We start from the raw sequence: 22,306 nt of genomic DNA, 5'->3' as shown, positions 1-22,306 counted from the left end.
AAGCGGAACTGAAAAACACTGGATTTTGGCTAGCGATAAATACCCGGCAAGCTTTACAGGCATGGCATTGACGCGAAAGAATGCTTAGCAAGCATGCTATGGCGCCCAAGCTTGGCCGTTCGCCAACGGGCAAAGCACGGTCCAGCCGGAATTTCTCTCGCAACGATCCGAACAAGAAATTCAAGAAAGCATCATTGGGCGGATGCGCAAAGCCCTATCCTCCGTTCAACGGACAAACGGCCTCCCGATGAACGGTTACAGCTTAGTCAATTTTTCTTGGCTCCCCATTTGCGCTAAATCTGATGGCTGATGTTAGAAGGCGTACCTGTAGAGTTACTCAATGCGGTCAATATCTGGTTTTTCATTGTTATCTGGTTCCCACGCGCAGCGTGGGAACCACAATGTTCCGCACTGCGGTCACGCACACGCCGCAGCGCGGCCAAGCCCGACATCCCCACGCAGCACGTGGGAACGAGAAAAATATTTAGTCTGGTTGAGCACAGGATAAGACAATCTCCAATTTTCTTTTGTCAATCAAACCTTGCTCCGCCGACAATGGCCAATACTTATGTTCGGATTTTGTAAAAGCCACCTTTCCAACGATTATATACGATTGATATTCTGCCATTTTGGCCATTACCGAATACGATCCCAGAGCTGATTTACAACCGCACTCAGCAATTGATTTAATTATTTTGGCATCAAACGAGAGGACAGGAATCCCATTCTCGATGGACGTTTGTATGTCATTAACAGCGATGCAGGCAGACAACTGATTATTAAGTTGTATGGATTCTGGTTCATTGGCTATCGCACACGAAACGATAAAAAAAACGCCTAAAACACTAATCTTTCGTGCCACCATTAGTAGGTCTCCCATCAACATAAGACACCTTGATAATCAATGCGCTCTTTTGGGTTGTTTTATAATAAGTTGTAGTACCATCAAAATGCTATCGTGATAGCAAAAGCCAGGGAGGTACGCGGTGCGTACCCTACCGGGCTTTTAGGACATTCCTCTTAGAGGTTGCAATTACAGTTTTAACGACAATGGTTTCCCAAGTCGGGCGCTTTGGAATACACGCCAGCCAAACAAAATAAAACAGCTAGGCAGAGCAATTGAAAAAGGGGCCAACAGCAAATACAACACTGGGGCTTCGCTTTGAAGCAAAGTTACACTCTGCGTTCGAGTGCCGAACGAGATTACACCTTCAATTAAACAGAGATATGTCAATCCGATTGTGGTAACTAAAGAAAGACCAGAGATGTATAAACCAATATACATCGTTTGAAGTCTCCTTCTGGCATCCTTTGTTTTAACCATGAAGACTGGTACAGCAATACAAATAAGCAATCCAGATATAACAAAAATTGCGATCATCATAGAAACCGGCTCCTTGCAAAGGGCTAACCAGGTGCAGCCTAGAAAGCTAGAATAAAATATAAAAAGGTCGTAGATACCAATTAGAAAGGGGTAACCGGACGAACGCGGTTCAACCAACCACTCTAAACGCCTTTGACAACCCAACAACCTCCGCCTTTTTCAACGACTTACTCAGCAACATATAAGTATCCCGATCAAAAGCCGGCCGTCCGCTCTGCAACAACTCCTCTATCTCCGCCTCGTTTTTCGCGGTACCCAAATAACACCAACGATCAATCACATGCAGTTCCGCGCCTTCGCGCACGCCAATCGCGCCCGGATAAGGCCAGATGGCGAGTTTGAGTTTTTGCATGGCCATCAACAGCCGCGCCGAGTGGGCCAGCGGAGCTTCCAAACCGACGCAGGCGCCGCGGCATTTTTTGATCTGGTGGCCAAAGCAGGGCCGGCCGGCGGCGGTTTTCTCCAGGCCCAGTACGCTTAAACACAGGCCGTGCTGCTCGGCGACGCCGCGCAAGGCTTTTTGGGCGTCGCGCAGACTGTGGTACAGGCCGTACAAATTATCCTGGGCGCCGAAATCCAATTCGCCGGCCCAGCTCAATACCGGCTTGAGCTGCTCGCCGTGTTGCTGCAACTGCCAGGCGCACAAAGCGTTTTTGCGGCGCAGGCGTTGGTTGTGCACAGGGGTTTTTTCCTTAATCAGGCGCGCTTCCAGCAACAGCGCGCCCAACTCACCGGCGGTTTCGATCCAGTCGATGCGGCGTAACTGCTGGGCCAGGCTCATCTCCTTGCTGTTCTTGTGGTCGGCGCCGAAATGCGCCAATACCCGGTTACGAATATTCACGCTTTTACCGATGTACAACGGCAGGTCGTTCTCACCGTAAAACAGGTAAACGCCGGGGGTTTCCGGCAAATCGTGGATCAAGTTTGGGTCGATGTTGGACGGCAGGCTGGAGCGGCCGACCAGGCTCTGGGCGGCTTGATCGACCACCGCTTCGGAAAACTGCTCGCAGGCTTGAGTCCAGAATTGGTGGATCAACTGGGCGTCGGCTAACGCCCGATGCCGGTCTTTGGCTTTTAAACCGTGGCGTTCGATCAGGCTGTCCAGATTATGCCGGTGGAATTGCGGATACAACGTCCGCGACAGTTTGACCGTGCACAGCACTTGCGGCCGAAAGGTCAGGCCGATCCGGCCGAATTCGTTCTTCAAAAAGCCGTAATCGAAACGGGCGTTGTGAGCAATAAATAACCGGCCTTCCAGCAATTCCGCCACCTCGCCGGCCACTTGGGCAAAGCTGGGCATCTGCGCAACCATTTCATTGCTGATGCCGGTCATTTGCTCGATGAACAACGGAATCCGGGTTTGCGGGTTGACCAGTTGGTTCCATTCTCGGACGCCGTCGGCATCTACCAAGACGATGCCGATTTCGGTGATGCGGTCTTTGGTGGCGGTGGCGCCGGTGGTTTCCAGGTCGACGAAGGCCAGCGGCTGGTTAACGTGTTTCAGCATCGCACTCCGTAGCGGCTTGCGCCCAATCCAGCGGGCAACTGCAAAACACGTGACGGTCGCCGTAGACGCTGTCGATCCGGCCGACTGGCGGCCAGTATTTGTCGTCGTGCTGGTGGCTGTCCGGGAAGAAGGCTTTTTGCCGGGAATACGGCAAATGCCAGTCCTCCAGCAACAGGCGGTGGGTATGCGGTGCGTTGTGCAAGACGTTGTGCTCCGGGTCGGCTATGCCGGTTTCGATCTCGTGGATTTCCTCGCGGATCGCGATCATCGCCGCGCAAAAGCGGTCGATTTCGGTTTTGTTCTCGCTTTCGGTCGGTTCGATCATCAAGGTATCCGGCACCGGAAACGATACAGTCGGGGCATGAAAACCGTAATCGATCAGACGCTTGGCGATGTCCTCGACCGTGACGTTGGCGGTTTTTTTAAAGGCGTGGCAATCGATGATGCATTCGTGCGCGACCCAGCCGTTGGCGTCGGTGTACAGAATCGGGTAATGCGGCGCCAGGCGGCGGGCGATGTAATTGGCATTCATGATTGCGGTCAAAGTTGCTCGGCGCAGGCCGGTGGCGCCCATCATCGCGATGTAGGCCCAGGAAATGGTGAGAATGCTCGCAGAGCCCCACGGCGCCGCCGATACGGTACCCACCGTGCCATGTTCGCCCTTGGCGGGATTGACGCCTTCCACGAGTGGGTGATCCGGCAAGTACGGCGCCAGATGCGCACCCACACCGATAGGCCCCACGCCGGGACCGCCGCCGCCGTGCGGGATGCAAAACGTCTTGTGCAAATTCAAATGCGCCACGTCCGCGCCAATCTTGCCGGGCCGACATAGACCGACCAAGGCGTTGAAATTAGCGCCATCCATATACACTTGGCCACCGTGTTGATGAACGATGTCGCAGATTTCCCGAAACGCTTGTTCGTAAACGCCGTGGGTGGACGGATAGGTAATCATCAACGCCGCCAAGGTGTCGCGGTACTGCTCGGCCTTGGCGCGCAGATCGGCGACATCGACATTGCCGTGGTCATCGCAGGCCACGACCACGACCTGCAACCCGGCCAAAGTAGCGCTGGCCGGATTAGTGCCGTGCGCCGAGGCCGGAATCAGGCAGATGTTACGTTGGCCCTGGCCGTTGACCTGGTGGTATTTGCGGATCACCAGCAGGCCGGTGTATTCGCCTTGCGAGCCGGCATTGGGTTGCAACGAGAAGGCATCAAAGCCGGTTAAATCGCAGAGCATGTCCTCCAGCTCGGCGAATAATTGCTGATACCCTTGGGCTTGATACAGCGGCGCAAACGGATGCATGGCATTGAATTCGTAGAACGAAATCGCCTGCATTTCGGTAGCGGCATTGAGTTTCATCGTGCACGAACCCAGCGGGATCATCGCCCGGTCCAAGGCAATATCGCGGCGCGCCAGCCGGCGCATGTAGCGCATCATCTCGGTTTCCGAATGGTACAGACTGAACACTGGATGGCTCAGAATTGCGTCGTCGCGCAATAGCGTATCAGGGATGCATTCGCCCAGCGTCGCATCCAACGCGGCGATGTCCGGCAATTCGGCAATCGGCGAAGCGAACACCTGCCATAAGGTGCGTAAATGCTCGCGGTTGGTGGTTTCGTCCAGGGCAATCCCCAGCGTATCGGCATCGATAACCCGCAGATTGATATTCACATCAGCCGCCTGTGCGGCGATGCGGCGGGCCCGATTCGGCACCTTGACCAGCACGGTATCGAAATAGCACTGGCTAAGCACGTGATGGCCGCTTTGTGCCAAACCCGCAGCCAGAATCTGCGCGTAGCGATGCACCCGACTAGCGATTAGACGCAGCCCTTCTGCGCCGTGATAGACCGCATAAAAACCGGCAATCACCGCCAACAGAACCTGCGATGTACAGATATTGCTGGTGGCCTTGTCGCGGCGAATGTGTTGCTCGCGGGTTTGCAGGGCCATCCGCAAAGCGATCTGGCCGTGACTGTCTTTGGACACACCAATCAAGCGCCCAGGCATCGAGCGCTTGAAGTCGTCGCGGGTGGCAAAAAACGCCGCGTGTGGGCCGCCGTACCCCATCGGCACGCCAAAGCGCTGGGCACTACCGACGGCGATGTCGGCATCAAAAGCCGCTGGCGGTTTGAGCAATACCAGACTTAGCAAGTCGGCAGCCACCGTCACCAGCGCTTGTTTGCTGTGAGCAATCGCGGTCGCTTCGGTCAGATCGCGGATTTCGCCGCTGGAGCCCGGATATTGCAGAATCAAGGCAAAGAAATCGTGTTGCGCCAGATTGTCGAACGGATCGGCGACCACCACTTCGTAGCCCAAGGAGCCGGCCCGAGTCTGCACCACCGCGATAGTTTGCGGATGGCAATCTTTATCGATCAACACGGTGTTGGACGGGCTTTTTGCTAGCCGCCGCGACATGGTCATTGCTTCCGCCGCCGCAGTCGCTTCGTCCAGCAGCGAGGCGTTGGCGATATCCATACCGGTCAAATCGATGATCATTTGCTGAAAATTCAATAAAGCTTCCAGCCGGCCCTGCCCGACTTCGGCTTGATACGGCGTGTAGGCGGTGTACCAGCCGGGGTTTTCCAGGACGTTGCGCTTGATCACCGCCGGCATGATGGTGTCGTAGTAACCCATGCCTATCATCGATACCAACACCTTGTTGCGCTCGCGCATTTTGCGCAAGTATTTGATCACCGCCCGCTCGCTGATGGTATTGGTAAGTTTCAGCGGTTCGTGATTCAAAATATTGGCCGGAATCACTTGGCCGACAATCTGTTCCAGATCGCTCAAGCCCAGCTCGGCCAGCATCTCCTGAGTCTGTTGAGCATTGGGACCGATGTGGCGTTGAATGAAATTACCGCGCATTTCCAGTTGGTCGAGACGGGCGTTTTTTGCAGACATGGCTTTATGTTCTCCGGTAACGGTGCGGAACGAAAGGTAGCGAAGTGACCGTCACCGAAATAGCAGAGTTCCGCACCAGCGCGGTTAATCCGGTACTCGGCTCGGCAAATCGGCGATCCAGCAGCGCCATCGCCACCGGCCGATTTAGACTCGGCGAGAAACTGCCGCTGGTCACCGTGCCGATTGGCTGGTCTTGATGCACAATCTCACAGCCGTCCCGCACTGGAATACGGCCATCCACCAGTAAGCCGACGCGCACTCGCTCCGCGCCATCCTGCCGTTGCTGCAGAATTTTTTCCGCGCCGGGAAAATCGCTGTGGCCTTTTTTGAATATCCACTGCAAACCCGCTTCGATAGGTGTAATCGATTCGTTAAGCTCGTGACCATACAGGCACAAACCGGCTTCCAAGCGCAGCGTATCGCGAGCCCCCAGGCCAATCGGTTCAACGCCCTGTTCCGCCAACAGCAAACGCGCAATGCGCTCGGCCTCGGCTTGCGGTAAGGATATTTCAAAGCCGTCTTCGCCAGTGTAGCCGCTACGGCTGATGTGGCATTGGGTTCCGGCAATCTCGGTGGCGCACGCTTGCATAAATTTCAGCTCGCCAGTCTGCGGCGCAAACTTGGCCAGCACCGCTGCCGCAGCCGGCCCTTGTAAGGCAAACAAGGCTAGTTTCGCTAACGCTTCGAATACGCAATCGGCCGGTAATTGGCTGCGCAGATAAGCAAAATCCTTGTCCTTGCAACCGGCATTGACGATGAGGGATAAGCCGGATTCGATGCGGGTGACGATGATGTCGTCGATAACGCCGCCGTCGGCATTGGTCAAGACGGTATATTTCTGCGCGCCGCACTTTAAATCGACGATGCCGCCGGGCGTGAGTTTTTCCAACGCCTCCGCCGCGTGTTCGCCAGTTACCCTACACTGGCCCATGTGCGAAATATCGAAGAAACCGGCCTGGCTGCGGCAGTGCAAATGCTCGTGAATGATGCCGTTGTTGTATTGCACCGGCATCTGGTAACCGGCAAACGTGGTCATCTTGGCACCTAGTTGCCGATGTAAATCGTATAAGGGAGTTTGCTTTGAACTATTCACCTGGCCATCCCGTGTGGATTAGTAATGGTGCAAGTCTAGCCGCGCAGTGCGGCCAAACCAAGGTATTTAGCATTAATGCCGCACGCAATATCGTTTGGCAATTTTCGAAAAAACAGTTTTGCGTTCCACCAACACGGCCATTCCGCAGTCCGTCAATCGGCAATCGCCTGGAGATAATGCGCCCGCGATAATACATACACGGGGCTGGAGGAAATTGAGACGATGGCCTGGCCCACGTTATCGACGGCCAGTTCCCGCGCTTGCCCGACGACATCCACCGCCACCCAGGCTTTGCTCGGGTCCAGCCGTATTGGCCAGTCACTGCGGGCATCATCCGTCCGCCAGATCATCAAAGTCTCGCCGAAATAGGCAGCCTGGACCTTATCGTCGTGGGTATCGACGGCTCGATAAGGCCAGCCGTCGATCAGCGCGCCGGCGGTATACATGGCCGCTTCGCCGGGCTTATGGCCTAAGGAATAGTCCCAGATTCGGCCGTAAGCCAGGTCATATTCGTGGGCAATACAAAACGCTACACCCAGATAATCCTGACGGCTGTTGACCCAGGCGATGATTTTCGCTACCTGCTCGGCCTGCCAGCGCCGGCCGCTGAAACCGTGCATGGCCTTGGCACCGGTTTCGCCAAGCCAGAACGGCAATTTGTTGGCTTTGCCTAAATCGGCATAAGCGGCCAGCACGCCCCGCTCATCTTCTGTGGAGCCATTACCAATCGGCCCGCCGAAACGCGGCGGCTGCTGCGGATAGGCATGCACATCCCAAGCATCTTGGTAGTTGTCCAAACCCAATTGCAATACCTGTTTAAACCAATCGCCCTCGCCTGGTCTGACCAAGCTGCCGCCGACATAATGCGCGTCGCTGCGGGCTTGATGAGCTTGTTGATATTCCCATTTCGCTCGTTCGACCCAATGCGCCGGCTCGCGCAGCGTTTGCCAATCGGCTTCATGGCGAATGTCTATTTCGTTTGTGGCTTTAAAATAGCGAGTGTAAGCCGCCGCAGATTGGATAAAGCTTTGGCCGTCAACAGGCTTGTCGTTCAACCAATTGCTGTCGCCTGAGGAATCGGCAAATAGCTGCAAGCCGCGCTGCTTGGCTTGTTCCCACAGCGGCTGATAGTCGGGAGCAAATCCCGGATAGCTACCGTAGCTTCTGAAAATCCCCATCCGTTCCAGCCAAGCAAAATAGCCGCCAGACTGCCTGAAACTTTTGTCCCCGTCGGCCAGCGCGTAGTAGTCGTTGTTCCAGAGTTTCTTTTGCGCCAGCCTTTGCTTTTGGGCGGCATTGCCGCCGACCACACTAAAACCGTCGGCTGGATAATGCATGATCAAGCGGCCGTCGGTCGTATACAAGGACGGATAGACCGCGTAATAACCCGGCTCAAGAAGCTTGCCAAAATCGGCTTCAATCTGACCGGGAAAGGTATCGCTGACTTCCCGTTCGGCGATTTGTTTACCGCTGTAATCGACCAGGCGCAGACGGCATTTTGCCGGAAAGCGCAGTAACGGCGCCGATAAAGTAGTTTCTTCCAAAATCGGCTGCCAGCGTAAATCCACTTTTAACCTCAGCGCATCCCCCGGATGCAGCAGGTTGGCCGGCGCATCAACGAACACGATAGGCCGTAACTTTGTGGCAATCCGATGTAAAGCCAGATCCGCATCGGGATCGCTAACTTGGGTTGTCAAGCCTGCCGATGTCTGTCCGGCTGGATCGGAGAATACACCGGAGAAATAAAAGCGCTGCCCTTGCTCATGTTGCATTACCAGTTTCAGCAGCAGGCTATGCCAGCCAGGAGTCAGGTTTAGCGCCGCGACTTGCGGTGACTGCATGCGCTCGGCGCTGGCGGTGGCCAGCAAACCTTCCGTAGTCAAGCTATGCACTAACGTTTTGGCTTGAGCACCCGTAGATTTAGCAAATCCGGTGGGTGGGTTTGGATCATCGGTAAACGCAACAGATTGACCATCCAGCCAGCCGGCGGATTTGATACCGGATTGCCTTAGATGCAACAGTGTTGGCGTTGCTTGCTGGGCATGGATGTAAAGCTGCGCATAGCCGGTGCCGCGCGACCAGCCATAGGCATGTGCAGTGCTGGCTTCAATGTCGACGTCATCGCTGGCTTGGGTTGGTGCGATGCGCCAATCGCGCATTTTGCCGCCCATCATTTCCAAGCTCAGATAGGCTTGCTCGGGATTGGGCCGTAAAATGGTTTCCGTGTCCAGGCCAAACACCGATACGCCGGCTTGGCCGTCCTGTAAGGCGCCGACCAGCCAAGCCTGGGGCACACCATTGTTCAGAGGTGTCGGCGGCTCGGAAATAACCTGAGCCAGCTTCGGCATAGTGCCGAATTTGCCGGGCTCAGCCAGAAACTTGAGCACCGCCGTTGCAGCGGCGGGTTGAGTCAATACGCCGAGCACGGTGAAATGGTCGTCGGCGATTACTGCGGCGGGCAGAGTCTTAATATTTAACTGCCCGGCCATCGCTTCGGCTGCGGGGCCGAGCAAATAAGTGACCGGCAAATTTTCATAGACCGGTCGCGCCGCATCCGCAGTCAAGCCGCCAAATAACATCTCGGCATGTTCGCCCTTGCCATCCAACAGATACAGGCGTCGCGGGCCGACAGCAGGTTTGGTCAACGCCAGGAAGCGATTTCTGACCTGCGCCTGCTCGGCGGACATCCACTCGCCAAGCGGCTTATTAAGTATCAATAAAAATGCGTCGAAAACTTTGGCCCCGTCGGCCTTGCCGCTATTTTCAATGTCCAGCCAACGGTCGCCAGGCAACAATGTCACGCCGGCAGATGCCTGCAACCATTGGTATTCCCACGGGGTGTTGTTAGTAAGGGCAAACTCGGTGCGAGTCGCCAGTTCTTCAGGTTTTGCACCGGCCTTGACGATAAAGCGTTGTTTGACCTGAGACACTTCGCCGCCGCTTTTATAGCGGGCCAGCAATCGATATTCCCCGGGCTTAAGGGCTGCCGGCAATGCAAAACGAAAACTACCGCCCCAATCGCCAAACCCTTGATGAAACAATAATGCTTCATCCGGTTCAATGACCAGTGCGCCGGTATTGCGGCCCGCCGTGGCGCTGCCAGTCGCAACGTCGAGATAGCGCGGCTTGGGCAACGCCGCCAAGATTGGCGCCTTGCCTAATTCCAACAATACTGCCGGTTGATCCGCTCGCCCCTCCCAGGGCAACGCCGCCCACGGCGACGCCAACAAAAACGCATCGAACACTTTGGCATCGTGACCATTGCCGCTGTTGCGAATTTCGATCACCGTATCACCGGCTTTCAGTGGCACCGGCTTATCACCGCTCATCCAGGCGTATTCCCAGCCGCTGGGTTTCAGCGCAAAGCTGCCGCGCAACCCCAACTGGCCGGCATCCGGTCCCGCCCAAACTTCAAAAATCTGTACGCAAACAGTCGGCTCGCCGCCCTGCCGCCAGCGCGCCCAAAATTTAAAATCACCGGCGGCAGGCTGGGTTAAGTTGAACCGAAAAGCCGCCGGCCATGCGCCAAACCCGGCATGCAGCACGTTGACGGCATCAGGTTCGACTTGCCAACTGACGCCGGTTTGCGGTTCCGGCAGCGCTTGGCCTTGCACGATCTGGACACCGGACTGTAGATGAGATAGTGCAGAAGGCGCACTACCCAACTCAAGCAAGAAGGCCGGGTGCTGCGGCGTGGGATTAATGGGGAGATTATGAGTTGCGTCATTTAATCCGGCCTGGCTCGCACCAGGAGCGGCAATTGCCAGCAGACAGGTAAAAATGCAGCGCGCGGAAACCGAAAACAGCCGAAGGGATATAGTGCGGGGAGGCATCGAAAATCCTTGTCAGTTATAAACACCCGAGCCCAGCCCGGGAGCGAACACATCCTTGTCGGCACCATGATAAAACAGCTTGGCAAAAATTTCCGCTTTAGTGCCTGTTCATTAGTCTATGCAAAATCATTGGGCGTTGCGCTGGAACAAAAACAGAAACTCAATTGACGGCCTGAGTTAGCTGTAGAAGTGGCGGGCTGAAGTCGAAACCGAAATGCTTAGGGTCTTCGCCTATCACCGCCGCCGAGACGATGTAAAACACGTAATCATAGGTTTCCACCGGAATTTCGTATTGCTGGATGAATTTCCAGAAGTTGCGGTCGCGCGGGTTATCCGGCATTTTTTCCACCATCCCGCGTACCTTATTATGACCGTAGTTATAACTGGCCATTACCAATAAGCCCGACGCTTGAGCTTGCTTGCTGTAGATGTATTTCAGGTATTTGGCGCCGGCTTGGGTGGCCTGGGCAAAATCAAAACGCGCATCCTGCTCGTCGTATTCCCTGACATTCGCCAATGGACCGGGCGGCAACCCGTATTCCTGGCCGGTAGTGGCCAAAAATTGCCAGGCACCCTTGGCAATGCCAAAGCGCGTTTCCGGCCCTATCGCTTTCGTGTCGTAATTGCTTTCCTGCAGCGGCAAATACATAAAATAAGCGGGCAGACCTTCCTTATCCAAGGCTTCCAGCACCATCGGGCCGTATTGGTTGTCTTGCATGTTTTTAATAGCCAGGCGCAATCTGCCGGTATCTTGCCAATTTTTGATGTATTGCCGCACTTGCGTGACAAATTCTTCAGGCAGTTCCAATTCGCTTTCGCCAAAGCCTCTGACCACCCGCGTGATTAACTCGCGTTCGTATTGTTCATCGGTCGGAAAGCTCAGGCGTAGAAAATCGATTTCCTTTAGATACTCCCTGATATTTGGCTTTCATTAATTTCAGCTTCTGCCGTTCCTCGGCCAGGCGTTTTTTTTCTTCCAGAATTTTGGCCTGTTCGGCTTTGATGCGCTCCTGCGAGACCTTTAGTTTTTCGTCCTTTAACTCCTCCAGAGCCTTACCCAGAGATTCGATATTTTCCGCCAGCCGTATATCGGCTTGCGACAAACTGACTTCCAGGGTTTTGACGTCATAAAACATGTTGATTGCCAGCTTACGGGCATTGTCCAGCGCCAGGTATTGGTAAGTGACCAAGCCGGCGGCTATCACAAACAAGATTCCCAAGGACCAAATCAGTTTTTTATAGTTTTTGGTTCTGACGGTTCTATCCTCGCGGATCACCCGCCGCACCATGCGAGTGTAATCGCCCATATCCGCCGATTCTTCTTCGGACAACAGGCGGTTTTTGATGGCGTCGGCAGATAAATTCTGTTGCGGCTTGGGTCGTGGGGCTATGGGTTGATTTAAAACCGGCGTTTGCGCAGCGGCAAATAAAGTGGCATCGTCCTTTGGCGTGGGCAAAACGGGTTTTACATTCGCGGAGGCAATTTTTAGTTCAAACGGCGAAACGCCCAGACCCAACAACACCGGCAAATGCAACTTGGTTTTTGCGGCCAGTCTTTTCTTATCCAGATACACGCCGTGCGTGCTGTTTAAATCATAAAGCCACCAGCCGTCCGCTTCGCGCTTGATTTGCAAATGATGCCGGCTGATGGATTGATCGTTAACGACCACCGAGTTCTCTTGGGCACGCCCCACGCTGAGACTGCTCTCGAAGACGTAATTGGCTATCACTTGTCCGCTGACATTCAGCAAATCGACCAGTAGCGTTTCCGGCTTGACCAATACGGTGCGATCAGCATCCGCTTCCGGTGCTTTAAACGGACCGACACCCATGAAAACGGTTTTATCGTCTTCCATCAACTTGCCTCATCGTTACATTGCCTGCGCAGAATCTTGCTATCCCACCCTTAACTCCCGCGGGCGACTGTGTGCTTGACTTGCGACAATGGTTTCCCGCCTTGGGAATGCCGGCCGCAAAGAATTTAAGGACCGGGTTAATAATCGCTCTTATGTATAGGCGATTTCAAAAAACCGCTTTAGCTTTTAATCCCGAAACCAGCTGTGTGGTAAATGCCTGTTTATCTCGCATATCCAAATGCGAGCCGTCCGGCAATGCAAAGTTTAACGCCGGATAATCCTGAGAATTAAAAGTTATTGCTCGGCTATGAGCGGCAAATACATCCCAACCAAATTCACGTGGGCTTCTATGCTCATCAATGGCGAAAATCAATCCTGCCATCGGGAAGTTGATAAAGGCGATTTTGCCGCCCCGCTCCAAAATCCGGTCTGTCAGGCGATTGACGTAGAAAAACTGCTCCGGCGCGTAATGGGTCGGTGCCGATTGCTGCAAAGCGTCAATCACCAGACGTTCGAAATCGGCTTGCGAGGCTACTTTAGCAAAATCGACCGTTTGCCCAAGGTTACGCAACACTCTTTGAATATAAAACATCGGCTGGTCGACCAATTGATAATCGGCATCGCGTTGCCGATTGGGCTTGGTACTGAGATAAAGCGGCCTGACTTTGCCCGGCGTAATCAACCGTATCAACAAATCGCTGGCCGGCATGCCGCTGGCGTATAACGCAGACCATTGTTGCACCCGACTTTTCAGTAGCGTTTCCAGCTTGGGCGCCACCAGGTCTTTGTATTCTTTGTGGTAAAAGCTGATCCATTCGTTGGCGCGGTCGGTGTGCGATTTTTCCACCAATTTCCAGACATCGCCGGACACCAGTACGGTGCCGGTAATACTGTCATCGGCGGCCAAATCAGCCAACACCGGCAAAAACTCCGAACCGTCTATCGCCAGTTGCACTGGGGTTAAGCCGGTTGCGGCAGCCAATACATCCAAATCCATATCCAGTTGCATGCGCGAGTCGCCGACCAGGATCAGGGCCTGCTTACCCAGCAACGCGGCTTTAGTGCGTTCGGTGGCCCATAACTCCTTGCTGTCCTGCACAGTGGGCTGAAAGCCGATTTGCCGTAACCTCAGCTCGACAACCGTCAACAGCAGCACGGCAATCGCCATCCCCGCCAGAACGCTGCGTTTAAGGGCTTGCTGGGGCAAACGATCACTAGAATTGGAAGTATATGAATGCACGACTATCACCCGTAGAAAAAATACCCACACAAACCATCAACAAGGCGACGAGGCTGGTTTTGACCATGGGCGAAAAACTGTCGAATCGTTGTTCAAGCCTGATGTCCCGGCTAACGATATGCCAAATCAACGTTGTTGCCATTACGGTCACGACGACAATCCGGCTGAGCATCCCCAATTCACTACTGCCCGTGGTATTGGTCAGTGCCCCTAATATTGCCGCTAAGTTGTCGAAGCCTTGCGCACGAAACGGAATCCAGGTCAGCGACACCAGCAAAAAGGTCAGCACAATCAGCACCAGTTTTGGCGCAAGCCCAAGCGGACGATAAGACGTGACTTGCTTGATGCCGTGTTCAATCACTAAAAACAAGCCGTGCAAACATCCCCACACCGCAAACGTCCAGGCCGCACCATGCCACAGTCCACCCAAAATCATTACCAATACCAGATTGAAGACGGTCCTAACGGGCTTACCTCTGCTGCCGCCGAGACTAAAATACAGGTAATCCCGTAACCAGCTGGACAGCGAGATATGCCAGCGCTTCCAGAAATCCGAAAAGCCCAGCGCGCCATAAGGACAATGAAAATTATCGGGCAGGCTAAAACCCAAAGTCAGCGCAGCACCGATGGCGCATAAGGAGTAGCCGGCAAAGTCGAAAAAGATTTGCCCGGAAAACGCCAACACACCCAGCCAAACATCTTGGGCGACAAACGCACTGGGCGTAGCGTAAATCTGATCGACTACCGGTGCTAAGGCAGTGTCGGCCAAAATGGCTTTGGCGAAAATTCCGAATAAAAATAGCGTCAGCCCCCAAACGAATTGCTGACTGGTGGCTTTTTGCGGGGCTTTACACTGGGGCAGAAACTGGGGTGCGCGGACAATTGGCCCGGCCACCAGTTGCGGAAAAAAGGTCACGAATAACGAAAAATCCAGAAAGCTAGTTTCGGCCGGCGTTTTGCGTTGATAAACGTCCAGCGTGTAGGACAAGGTTTGGAAGGTATAAAAGGAAATACCGATCGGCAACACAATGCCCAAAGGCAGCGGTTGATAGTTTATTCCAGCCAACCCGAGCAAACCGGCAAAACTTTGGTTCAAGAAATCCGCGTATTTGAAAAAACCCAGGAAACCGAGATTAACCAACAAACTAATCGTCAGCAAACCTTTGCGGCGTTCCTGGCTTTTTGCCGCCGCCATGGTTTTAGCCAGAAAAAAGTCTACGGTGGTGGAAATCCATAACAGCACCACAAATGGCAGATTCCAGGCGGCGTAGAACAAATAACTGGCGATTAGCAGAACGATTTTTTGCGTTCGCCAATTGCGTATCGAATAATGCAGGGCTAAAACGATTAGCCAAAAAATCAGAAATAAAAAAGAATCAAATTGCATAGGCCGGCTGCCAGTTGAAACAGGGCCGACAGAATCGGCCGTGTAAAGTCAGATGGACGCGCTGGCAAGCTTGTATTTGCCAGTGCCGGACAAGAATAGTCCAACAATGGCAATCACGCTTACGAAGCCTTGCGGGCGGCAATAGCCTGGCTGAGTTGATAGACCGCCATTGCGTAGAGCGGACTGTGGTTGTAGCGGGTGATGACATAAAAATTATGCAGGCCTACCCATAAATCTTCACCCACTTGCTGCTGATAAGCCAACAGCTTGACGGTTTCGCTAGCAGCCAATTGTGTCGGGACATCTACCCCTAAAAGGCGCAATTCACCAACATTTGTATCCGGCTTAACACCTTTGCTCAATGCTTGCCGATAGGCATCGCCGCGCGCACTGACCGGGTAAGCCACGGCCCCGCCGGTGCGCCATTGGTTGCGGACAAAATAGTTGGCCACGCTGGCTATGGCGTCGGCGCTATTGGTCCAGATATTCCGTTTGCCGTCCAGATCAAAATCCTTGGCATAACCGCGAAAACTGCTCGGCATGAATTGCGGCAAGCCCATCGCGCCAGCGTAAGAACCCATCGGTTGCAATGGGTCCATATGCTCTTCGCGGGCCAACACCAGGAATTGTTCCAGTTCTTTCAGGAAGAACTCGCTACGCGGCGGATAGGCAAAACCCAAGGTCGACAACGCGTCTATCACCCGATATTTGCCGGTATGCGCGCCGTATTTGGTTTCCACGCCGATGATGGCAACGATGATTTCCGCCGGTACGCCGTATTGGCTTTCCACGGCTTTCAGGGCCGTTTCGTTGTCTTTCCAGAACTGCACGCCGCCAGCAATCCGAGCTTCAGTCATGAATATCTCGCGATACTGAAACCAGGGCTTGCCTTCCGCCGGTTTGGACATCGCATCCAGAATCGGCTGCTGGATTTGCACGGCCTTGAACAGGTTGCGCAATTCCGCTTCGTTGAAATGCTGCTGCTTGACCATGTTGTGGATAAATTGCTTGAAGCTGTCGGTTTCGGCGATTTCAGCCGATGCCGAACCGGCAGCGAACAACGTGGCGGCCAACAGCCAAGCTGATAGGTTTTTATTCATTTTCATAAGCCAATTAAACAGGTAGTAATTTACGGTGAGTGTGGATGGACATCAGAATACCGAAGCCGGCCATCAGCGTCACCATTGAGGTGCCGCCGTAGCTAATCAATGGTAGCGGCACGCCGACCACCGGCAGCACGCCGATCACCATGCCGATATTCACAAAAACGTAGACAAAAAAAGTAAAGGCCAAACTGCCGGCTAACAAGCGCGAGTAGGTATCCTGGGCTTGCACGGCAATGTAAAAACACCGGCTGATGACCAGCAGATACAAAACCAACAGCCCGACAACCGAACAAGCCAAACTCTTCGGCAAACACCGCAAAAATAAAATCCGTGGAACTCTCCGGTAGGAAGTCCAGTTCTGCCTGACTACTGCCCAACCAGCCCTTGCCATTGATGCCACCGGAACCGATGGCAATCTTGGATTGAATGATATGGTAACCGGCGCCCATGGGGTCCGCTTCCGGATTCATAAACGTCAATACGCGGTTGCGCTGATAGTCGCGCATGAAATGCCACAACACCGGGGTCAAGGACGCCAGTAAAGCCACAATGCCTAGCATGAACCACCACGACAAGCCGGCGAAGAACAACACCGCCGCCCCGGAACTGGCAACCAGCAAGGAGGTCCCCAAATCCGGCTGTTTTGCAATCAGCAAAACCGGCACTATCAATAGCGTCGCCGCGCCTAATACATGCTTGGGCTTGGGCGGCAAGGCCCGTTCCGACAGATACCAGGCCACCATCATCGGAGCACTGATTTTGGTGAATTCGGACGGTTGAAAACGAAAGAAACCCAGATCCAACCAACGCTGCGCCCCCATACTGATCTGTCCCATCACCGCTACTGCCAGTAACAACAACACGCAAATCGAGAACAAGGCCACCGAAAAACTTTGGAAACGTCGCGGGTTGATATGCGCCAACACGATCATCAATAAAATGGCGAAACCCATGCGGGTGGCATGCCGAATCAACAAGGGCACCTCTTGCCCGCCGGCGCTGTATAAGATCACAAAACTGGTCGCGCAAATCAGCAACAAACCGATAAACAATGGGATGTCGATATGCAGCTTTCTGAGTAAATTACCCAGCAGCGATGGCGGCTGAAACTGCTCATTGCGCATTTCGGTTCTCATGGCTGCGGCTCCTTTTTTTGATTCAGATAGGCATCGATAATTTCGCCGGCGATAGGCGCCGCCACCGAGCCGCCGTGGCCGCCGTGCTCGGCGATAATCGCCACCGCAATTTGCGGGTCGTGGACCGGCGCAAAGGCGATGAACAAAGCATGATCGCGCATTTTAAAATCGATGGCGTCCTCGTTGTATTTCTCTTCCTGCTTGATGGTAAACACCTGTGCGGTACCGGTCTTGCCGGCAATTTGATAGGTGATGGCCTTAGCCAAACGGCCGGCGGTACCCCGCGCTCCGTGCACCACGTTGGTCATGCCTTTGATGATGTTATCGACATTTTGGGTTTTCAGCGGAATTAGCGCATCGGCTTTACCGCCTATCATGTCCGCGTAATCAGCGCTGATAATACTGTGCACCAAATGCGGTGTGATCACTTTGCCGTAGTTAGCCAGCGTAGCAGTAGCGTGAGCCAACTGCAGCGGCGTGGCTTGCGTGTAACCCTGGCCGATCCCGGTAATCAGCGTTTCGCCCGGAAACCACGCCTGGCTACGGTAATGTTTTTTCCATTCTTTGGACGGCATCAAACCATCGACTTCGCCAACCAAATCGATCCCGGTTTTTCGGCCGAAACTGAATTTGTCCATAAAGTCGTGCATCTTATCGATACCCAATGCTAAGGCCAGGTCGTAAAAATACACGTCGCAGGATTGGGTAATCGCCTCGTTCATATCCACCATGCCGTGCCCCCACTTTTTCCAGTCGCGATACTTGTGATCGACATTCGGCAGCTTGTAATAACCCGGACAGAACAAACGGTGGTTAAAATCGGTGACGCCATATTCCAGACCGGCCAAGCCTAGAAACGGCTTGACGGTGGAACCCGGCGGATACTGGCCGCGCAAGGCTCGGTTGTATAAAGGTTGATCCGGCGAGTCCTGCAAAGCCTTGTATTCCTTGCCGGAAATACCGGAAACAAACGGATTGGGATCGAAACCGGGCCGACTGGCGAACACCAGCACCCCGCCGGTTTTGATTTCAATCGCCACCGCCGCGCCGTTGTATTCCGACAAGGCATCGTAGGCGATTTTTTGTAAATCGATGTCCAGCGTCAAATAGATGTTGGAACCTGCCACCGGCTCCACCGTCGCTACTGTGTTGACGGCCCTGGCCTGCGCGTTGGTTTCTATTTCCTCGTAGCCGGCGGTGCCCAGCAAATGCTCTTCATAGGTTTTTTCGATGCCGGTTTTGCCGATGTGGTTGGTACCGCGATATTTGGCCAGTGGTAAGGTTTGCATTTCCTTCTCGTTAATCCGACCGACATAGCCGACCACATGAGAAGCCAAGTCGCCGTAAGGATAATGGCGCACCAAGCGGGCGTAGACATCGACACCAGGGAAATACGGCCTGACCACGGCAAATTTAGCGACTTCCTCGTCGCTGAGATTCTGCAGTAACGGCGTACTGGTGAAGGATTTGTTGCGCTTACGCTGCTTTTGAAACAGATCGATTTTTTCTTCGGAAATGTCCAGCAGCTTCTGTAGCCTGACTAGGGTGTCGTCAAGATTTTCGATCTGCTCCGGGATCAGTTCCAAACTGTAGGTGGGCACGTTTTCTGCGAGCATCCGGCCCTTGCGGTCGTAAATCACGCCACGGGTGGGTGGCAAGGGCGAAATTTTGATGCGGTTGTCCTTGGACAAGGTTGCATAGTGCTCGTGACCGACCACCTGCAAATACACCAAACGGGTAACCAAACCGGCGATCAAAAACAGGATCAAGATAAACGCCGCGACGATGCGGCTTAAAAATAAGCGACTTTCGGCGAGCGGATCTTTAATGGCGAATTTTCTATCCATGCTCCGTTAGACGATGCGTGCCATTACCCGGATATAACGCAGCACCACAAACACCAGCGGCCACACCAAGGTGCCGGATAATACCGGATACCAAAACGCCAGGGATAGGCGATTGCCGGCTTGCATGCTTTCGGTGCCGAAAATAATGCTCTGCGATGCAAACAAGCACAAAAACACAAACAAGCATTGCTGCACCATCGGAAATTGCCGCAAACGCCGATGCTCGTTGATACTGAAATAGCAAATCAGCGCATAAATCAAGGCGTACTGCCCCAGCAAACGGCCGGTTAATACGTCAGTCAACAAACCTATCGACCAAGCGCTGAATACGCCAAACCGTTCCGGCAGGGCAATGGACCAATAAATTAACACCAATACAATCCAGTCCGGATTGAATACATCCATACTGGGAAACAGTGACATTACCCGCAGCACCATCGCCGCGCCTATGGTAACGATGAAGTAAATGGTAGCGGCAAAATCAAGGCGCGACATGCTCGGCTTCCTTGGCTTCCGGCTCGGCTGGCGCTTTACCCTGCTCGCCTAACACCACCGGCGTGGAATGACTCCAGACGATCAAAAACTCGCGGCTTTTATCCAATTCCGCCTTGGGCGTGGCGTAAATATTGGCAAAGGATTTGTCTGGCCTGGCTTCGAATTTATCCACTACCGCGACCGGATAACCGGCCGGAAATACGCCGCCAAGTCCGGAGGTAACCAGCAAATCCCCTGGCACGATGTCCGCGTTATTAGCCAGAAACGGCAAATGCAGACGATTGGGCTGGCCGGTACCGAAAGCGATGGTACGCAAACCGTTGCGGTTAACCTGTACCGGGACGGCATGGTCGGGATCGGTGATCAGCATCACTTCCGAGCTGGACGGCAAGGCCCGCACCACCTGGCCGACGATGCCGTTGGCATCCAAAACAGGCTGTTCCGGATGCACGCCAAAACGCGAGCCTTTGTTGACCACCACGGTGTGTTCGTAAGGCGCCAGTTTTACCGACACCAGTTCCGCTACCAGCACCTGTTCGCCCAGCTGAAAGGAGTTTTCCAGCAACATTCGCAGCCGGGTGTTTTCCTTTTCCAAGGCTGCGAATTTCAACAATTTCGCATCGTTGACGAACTGAGCCTCTTTCAAGCGGCGGTTTTCCTTTTGCAGCTCCACAAAAGAAATCACCGTTCCGGACACGGTCTGATAAAAATCGACAGGTAGACTGGCCAGCGATTGTAAGGGATAGGTGAACACCGATAACAAGGAGCGCAACCGGTCCAGGCGTTCACTGCGATAATCAATCACCAACATCGAAATTGATACCAGCAATGCCACCAGTAAGCGGGTATTAAGGGAAGGGCCTTTGGCAAATAAGAGTTTTATGGCAAACCTCTAACAATCAAAACGCGACGGGCAAGACCGGCACCCATCGACGCGACAGCAAGAACAATCAAGCTCCGCTCATGGGCAGTTCATGTGCCGAGCGGCATAAATTCGTAGAAAAGGCCGCTGTAGCCGCTTTACGCGGTCACAGCGGCCTTTCAGAGATATTTCGGTACAGCGTTTATTCCAAAGAAAACGCTGAAGCACCTTTAGAGTCCAACATTTCCAACACCATGCCGCCGCCGCGGGCTACGCAAGTCAAAGGATCGTCGGCGATATACACCGGCAGGCCGGTTTCCTCGGAAATCAAGCGGTCGATGTCTTTCAACAATGCGCCACCTCCGGTCAACACGATACCGCGACTGGCCACGTCCGCACCCAGCTCCGGCGGCGTTTGCTCCAGGGCGACTTTTACAGCGCTGACAATGCCGGATAGCGGTTCTTGCAAGGCTTCCAGAATTTCATTGCTGTTCAATGAAAAGCTGCGCGGCACGCCCTCGGCCAAATTGCGGCCGGTGACCTGCATCTCCCGCACTTCGCTGCCAGGATAGGCCGCGCCGATTTGATGTTTGATTTTTTCGGCAGTCGCTTCGCCAATCAAAGTGCCGTAATTACGGCGCACATAGCTGATGATGGCGTCGTCGAAGCGGTCGCCGCCGATTCGGACCGACGCCGAATAAACGATACCATTCAAGGAAATCACCGCCACCTCTGAAGTGCCGCCGCCAATATCCAGCACCATCGAACCGTGAGCAGTATCCACCGGCAATCCGGCACCGACTGCAGCCGACATCGGCTCTTCAATCAAATATACTTCTCTAGCCCCCGCCATGGCCGCCGATTCACGAATTGCCCGCCGTTCCACTTGCGTAGAGCCGCAAGGCACGCAGATCAGAATACGCGGACTGGGCCGCAACAGTTTGTTTTCGTGGACTTTTTTGATAAAAAACCGCAGCATGCGCTCGGTGACCGCAAAGTCGGCAATCACGCCGTCTTTCAACGGCCGAATAGCGGTAATATTGCCGGGCGTACGGCCCAACATGCTTTTGGCGTCGGCACCGATAGCCGCGATGGTTTTTTGGCCGCGAATTTTGTCTTCTTTAATCGCCACCACGGAAGGCTCGTTGAGTACGATTCCCTGGCCCGGAACATAAATCAGCGTATTTGCCGTACCCAAATCGATCGACAAATCATTGGAAAACAGGCCACGAATTCTTTTAAACATTTTATGCAGTACCCTAAGCGCACACGGAAAATCCCGCTACTTTAACAATCAAGCAGGTATTTGAGCAAGATATAAAGTATCATAGTTTTACTAAGAAAACCTGGAGTTACAAGAATGTCGTTAACGGCGAATGACGTTAAAAAAATCGCTCACCTGGCGAGGCTGGGCATTGCGGAACAAGATGTCGAACACTATGCAAAAGACCTATCGGGCGTACTGGAATTAATGACGCAAATGGGCCAATTAGACACGACCGGCGTGACACCCATGGCGCACCCGCTGGATCAAATGCAGCGCCTGCGCGAAGATGCTGTGACCGAGAGCGATCACCGCGACCATTTCCAAACCATCGCCCCGCAAACCGAAGCCGGATTGTACCTGGTCCCCAAAGTCATCGATTAAGGACGAT

Annotated in this window: 16 protein-coding genes and 1 pseudogene; 1 reads left to right on the top strand and 16 read right to left on the bottom strand. The window is 53.8% G+C overall.

The annotated features are described in order from the left end of the window. Nucleotides 1–484 precede the first annotated feature (484 nt). The 16 genes and pseudogenes from CWO84_RS06260 to CWO84_RS06195 all read right to left on the bottom strand — a co-directional run bounded on the left by CWO84_RS06260 (nt 485) and on the right by CWO84_RS06195 (nt 21,897). Nucleotides 485–886 (bottom strand): DUF2195 family protein, encoded by a 402-nt coding sequence (locus CWO84_RS06260; RefSeq protein ID WP_084153248.1) that lies wholly within the window; start codon nt 884–886, stop codon nt 485–487. 147 nt (nt 887–1,033) lie between these two features. Next, nucleotides 1,034–1,384: a hypothetical protein gene (locus tag CWO84_RS24130; RefSeq protein ID WP_129871340.1), complete on the bottom strand. Its 351-nt coding sequence runs from the start codon at nt 1,382–1,384 to the stop codon at nt 1,034–1,036. A 109-nt stretch (nt 1,385–1,493) separates the two neighbouring features. Next, nucleotides 1,494–2,891, bottom strand: a complete 1,398-nt coding sequence (locus CWO84_RS06255; protein WP_101052107.1) for a 3'-5' exonuclease family protein — start codon at nt 2,889–2,891, stop codon at nt 1,494–1,496. Continuing rightward, on the bottom strand, nt 2,875–5,796 hold the full coding sequence (gcvP, locus tag CWO84_RS06250; protein WP_101052079.1) for an aminomethyl-transferring glycine dehydrogenase: 2,922 nt from the start codon (nt 5,794–5,796) through the stop codon (nt 2,875–2,877). Before gcvP ends, CWO84_RS06255 begins: the two co-directional genes overlap by 17 nt. 4 nt (nt 5,797–5,800) lie before the next feature. After that, entirely contained in the window at nt 5,801–6,889 is a 1,089-nt protein-coding gene (gcvT, locus tag CWO84_RS06245; protein WP_101052078.1) for a glycine cleavage system aminomethyltransferase GcvT, read from the bottom strand. Between the two features lie 152 nt (nt 6,890–7,041). Next, a complete protein-coding gene (locus tag CWO84_RS06240) occupies nt 7,042–10,722 on the bottom strand; it encodes a hypothetical protein (RefSeq protein ID WP_101052077.1) in 3,681 nt (1,226 codons plus the stop codon). A gap of 160 nt (nt 10,723–10,882) precedes the next feature. Continuing rightward, nucleotides 10,883–11,530 carry a transglycosylase SLT domain-containing protein gene (locus tag CWO84_RS24870; RefSeq protein WP_240617981.1) on the bottom strand — a complete coding sequence of 216 codons (648 nt, stop codon included), beginning with the start codon at nt 11,528–11,530 and terminating at the stop codon, nt 10,883–10,885. Nucleotides 11,531–11,585: 55 nt separating this feature from the next. Beyond that, nucleotides 11,586–12,578, bottom strand: coding sequence for an FHA domain-containing protein (locus tag CWO84_RS24865; RefSeq protein ID WP_240617980.1), 993 nt, complete (start codon nt 12,576–12,578; stop codon nt 11,586–11,588). Nucleotides 12,579–12,744: 166 nt separating this feature from the next. Then, complete coding sequence (locus CWO84_RS06230) at nt 12,745–13,818, bottom strand: hypothetical protein (protein ID WP_133120652.1); 1,074 nt, start codon at nt 13,816–13,818, stop codon at nt 12,745–12,747. Continuing rightward, nucleotides 13,793–15,205: an MBOAT family O-acyltransferase gene (locus CWO84_RS06225; protein ID WP_101052075.1), complete on the bottom strand. Its 1,413-nt coding sequence runs from the start codon at nt 15,203–15,205 to the stop codon at nt 13,793–13,795. The genes CWO84_RS06230 and CWO84_RS06225 overlap by 26 nt, the downstream gene beginning before the upstream one ends. Before the next feature lie 119 nt (nt 15,206–15,324). After that, nucleotides 15,325–16,311 carry a lytic murein transglycosylase B gene (mltB, locus tag CWO84_RS06220; protein ID WP_101052074.1) on the bottom strand — a complete coding sequence of 329 codons (987 nt, stop codon included), beginning with the start codon at nt 16,309–16,311 and terminating at the stop codon, nt 15,325–15,327. Nucleotides 16,312–16,318: 7 nt separating this feature from the next. Further along, nucleotides 16,319–17,447, bottom strand: a pseudogene (gene rodA, locus CWO84_RS06215) (rod shape-determining protein RodA). Then, nucleotides 17,444–19,294: a penicillin-binding protein 2 gene (gene mrdA, locus CWO84_RS06210; protein ID WP_101052073.1), complete on the bottom strand. Its 1,851-nt coding sequence runs from the start codon at nt 19,292–19,294 to the stop codon at nt 17,444–17,446. The pseudogene rodA and the gene mrdA overlap by 4 nt, the downstream one beginning before the upstream one ends. Nucleotides 19,295–19,300: 6 nt before the next feature. After that, a complete protein-coding gene (gene mreD, locus CWO84_RS06205; RefSeq protein WP_101052072.1) occupies nt 19,301–19,789 on the bottom strand; it encodes a rod shape-determining protein MreD in 489 nt (162 codons plus the stop codon). Then, nucleotides 19,776–20,672, bottom strand: coding sequence for a rod shape-determining protein MreC (gene mreC / locus CWO84_RS06200; RefSeq protein ID WP_101052071.1), 897 nt, complete (start codon nt 20,670–20,672; stop codon nt 19,776–19,778). Before mreC ends, mreD begins: the two co-directional genes overlap by 14 nt. A 181-nt stretch (nt 20,673–20,853) precedes the next feature. Beyond that, a complete protein-coding gene (locus CWO84_RS06195; RefSeq protein WP_020484718.1) occupies nt 20,854–21,897 on the bottom strand; it encodes a rod shape-determining protein in 1,044 nt (347 codons plus the stop codon). 114 nt (nt 21,898–22,011) lie between these two features. On the opposite strand from CWO84_RS06195, the gene gatC reads away from it, so the two are divergent. After that, nucleotides 22,012–22,299, top strand: a complete 288-nt coding sequence (gene gatC, locus CWO84_RS06190; RefSeq protein ID WP_101052070.1) for an Asp-tRNA(Asn)/Glu-tRNA(Gln) amidotransferase subunit GatC — start codon at nt 22,012–22,014, stop codon at nt 22,297–22,299. The last annotated feature ends 7 nt before the right edge of the window (nt 22,300–22,306 follow it).

This window comes from Methylomonas sp. Kb3 (assembly GCF_002834115.1).
GTDB lineage: Bacteria > Pseudomonadota > Gammaproteobacteria > Methylococcales > Methylomonadaceae > Methylomonas > Methylomonas defluvii.
This window is presented reverse-complemented; position numbering and strand designations above follow the sequence as displayed.

Bases quoted from the DNA above. Each gene is read 5' to 3' on its own strand.
- CWO84_RS06260 (WP_084153248.1), bottom strand. From the start codon at position 886: ATGTTGATGGGAGACCTACTAATGGTGGCACGAAAGATTAGTGTTTTA.
- CWO84_RS24130 (WP_129871340.1), bottom strand. From the start codon at position 1,384: ATGATGATCGCAATTTTTGTTATATCTGGATTGCTTATTTGTATTGCT.
- CWO84_RS06255 (WP_101052107.1), bottom strand. From the start codon at position 2,891: ATGCTGAAACACGTTAACCAGCCGCTGGCCTTCGTCGACCTGGAAACC.
- gcvP (WP_101052079.1), bottom strand. From the start codon at position 5,796: ATGTCTGCAAAAAACGCCCGTCTCGACCAACTGGAAATGCGCGGTAAT.
- CWO84_RS06240 (WP_101052077.1), bottom strand. From the start codon at position 10,722: ATGCCTCCCCGCACTATATCCCTTCGGCTGTTTTCGGTTTCCGCGCGC.
- CWO84_RS24865 (WP_240617980.1), bottom strand. From the start codon at position 12,578: ATGGAAGACGATAAAACCGTTTTCATGGGTGTCGGTCCGTTTAAAGCA.
- CWO84_RS06225 (WP_101052075.1), bottom strand. From the start codon at position 15,205: ATGCAATTTGATTCTTTTTTATTTCTGATTTTTTGGCTAATCGTTTTA.
- mltB (WP_101052074.1), bottom strand. From the start codon at position 16,311: ATGAAAATGAATAAAAACCTATCAGCTTGGCTGTTGGCCGCCACGTTG.
- mrdA (WP_101052073.1), bottom strand. From the start codon at position 19,294: ATGGATAGAAAATTCGCCATTAAAGATCCGCTCGCCGAAAGTCGCTTA.
- mreD (WP_101052072.1), bottom strand. From the start codon at position 19,789: ATGTCGCGCCTTGATTTTGCCGCTACCATTTACTTCATCGTTACCATA.
- CWO84_RS06195 (WP_020484718.1), bottom strand. From the start codon at position 21,897: ATGTTTAAAAGAATTCGTGGCCTGTTTTCCAATGATTTGTCGATCGAT.
- gatC (WP_101052070.1), top strand. From the start codon at position 22,012: ATGTCGTTAACGGCGAATGACGTTAAAAAAATCGCTCACCTGGCGAGG.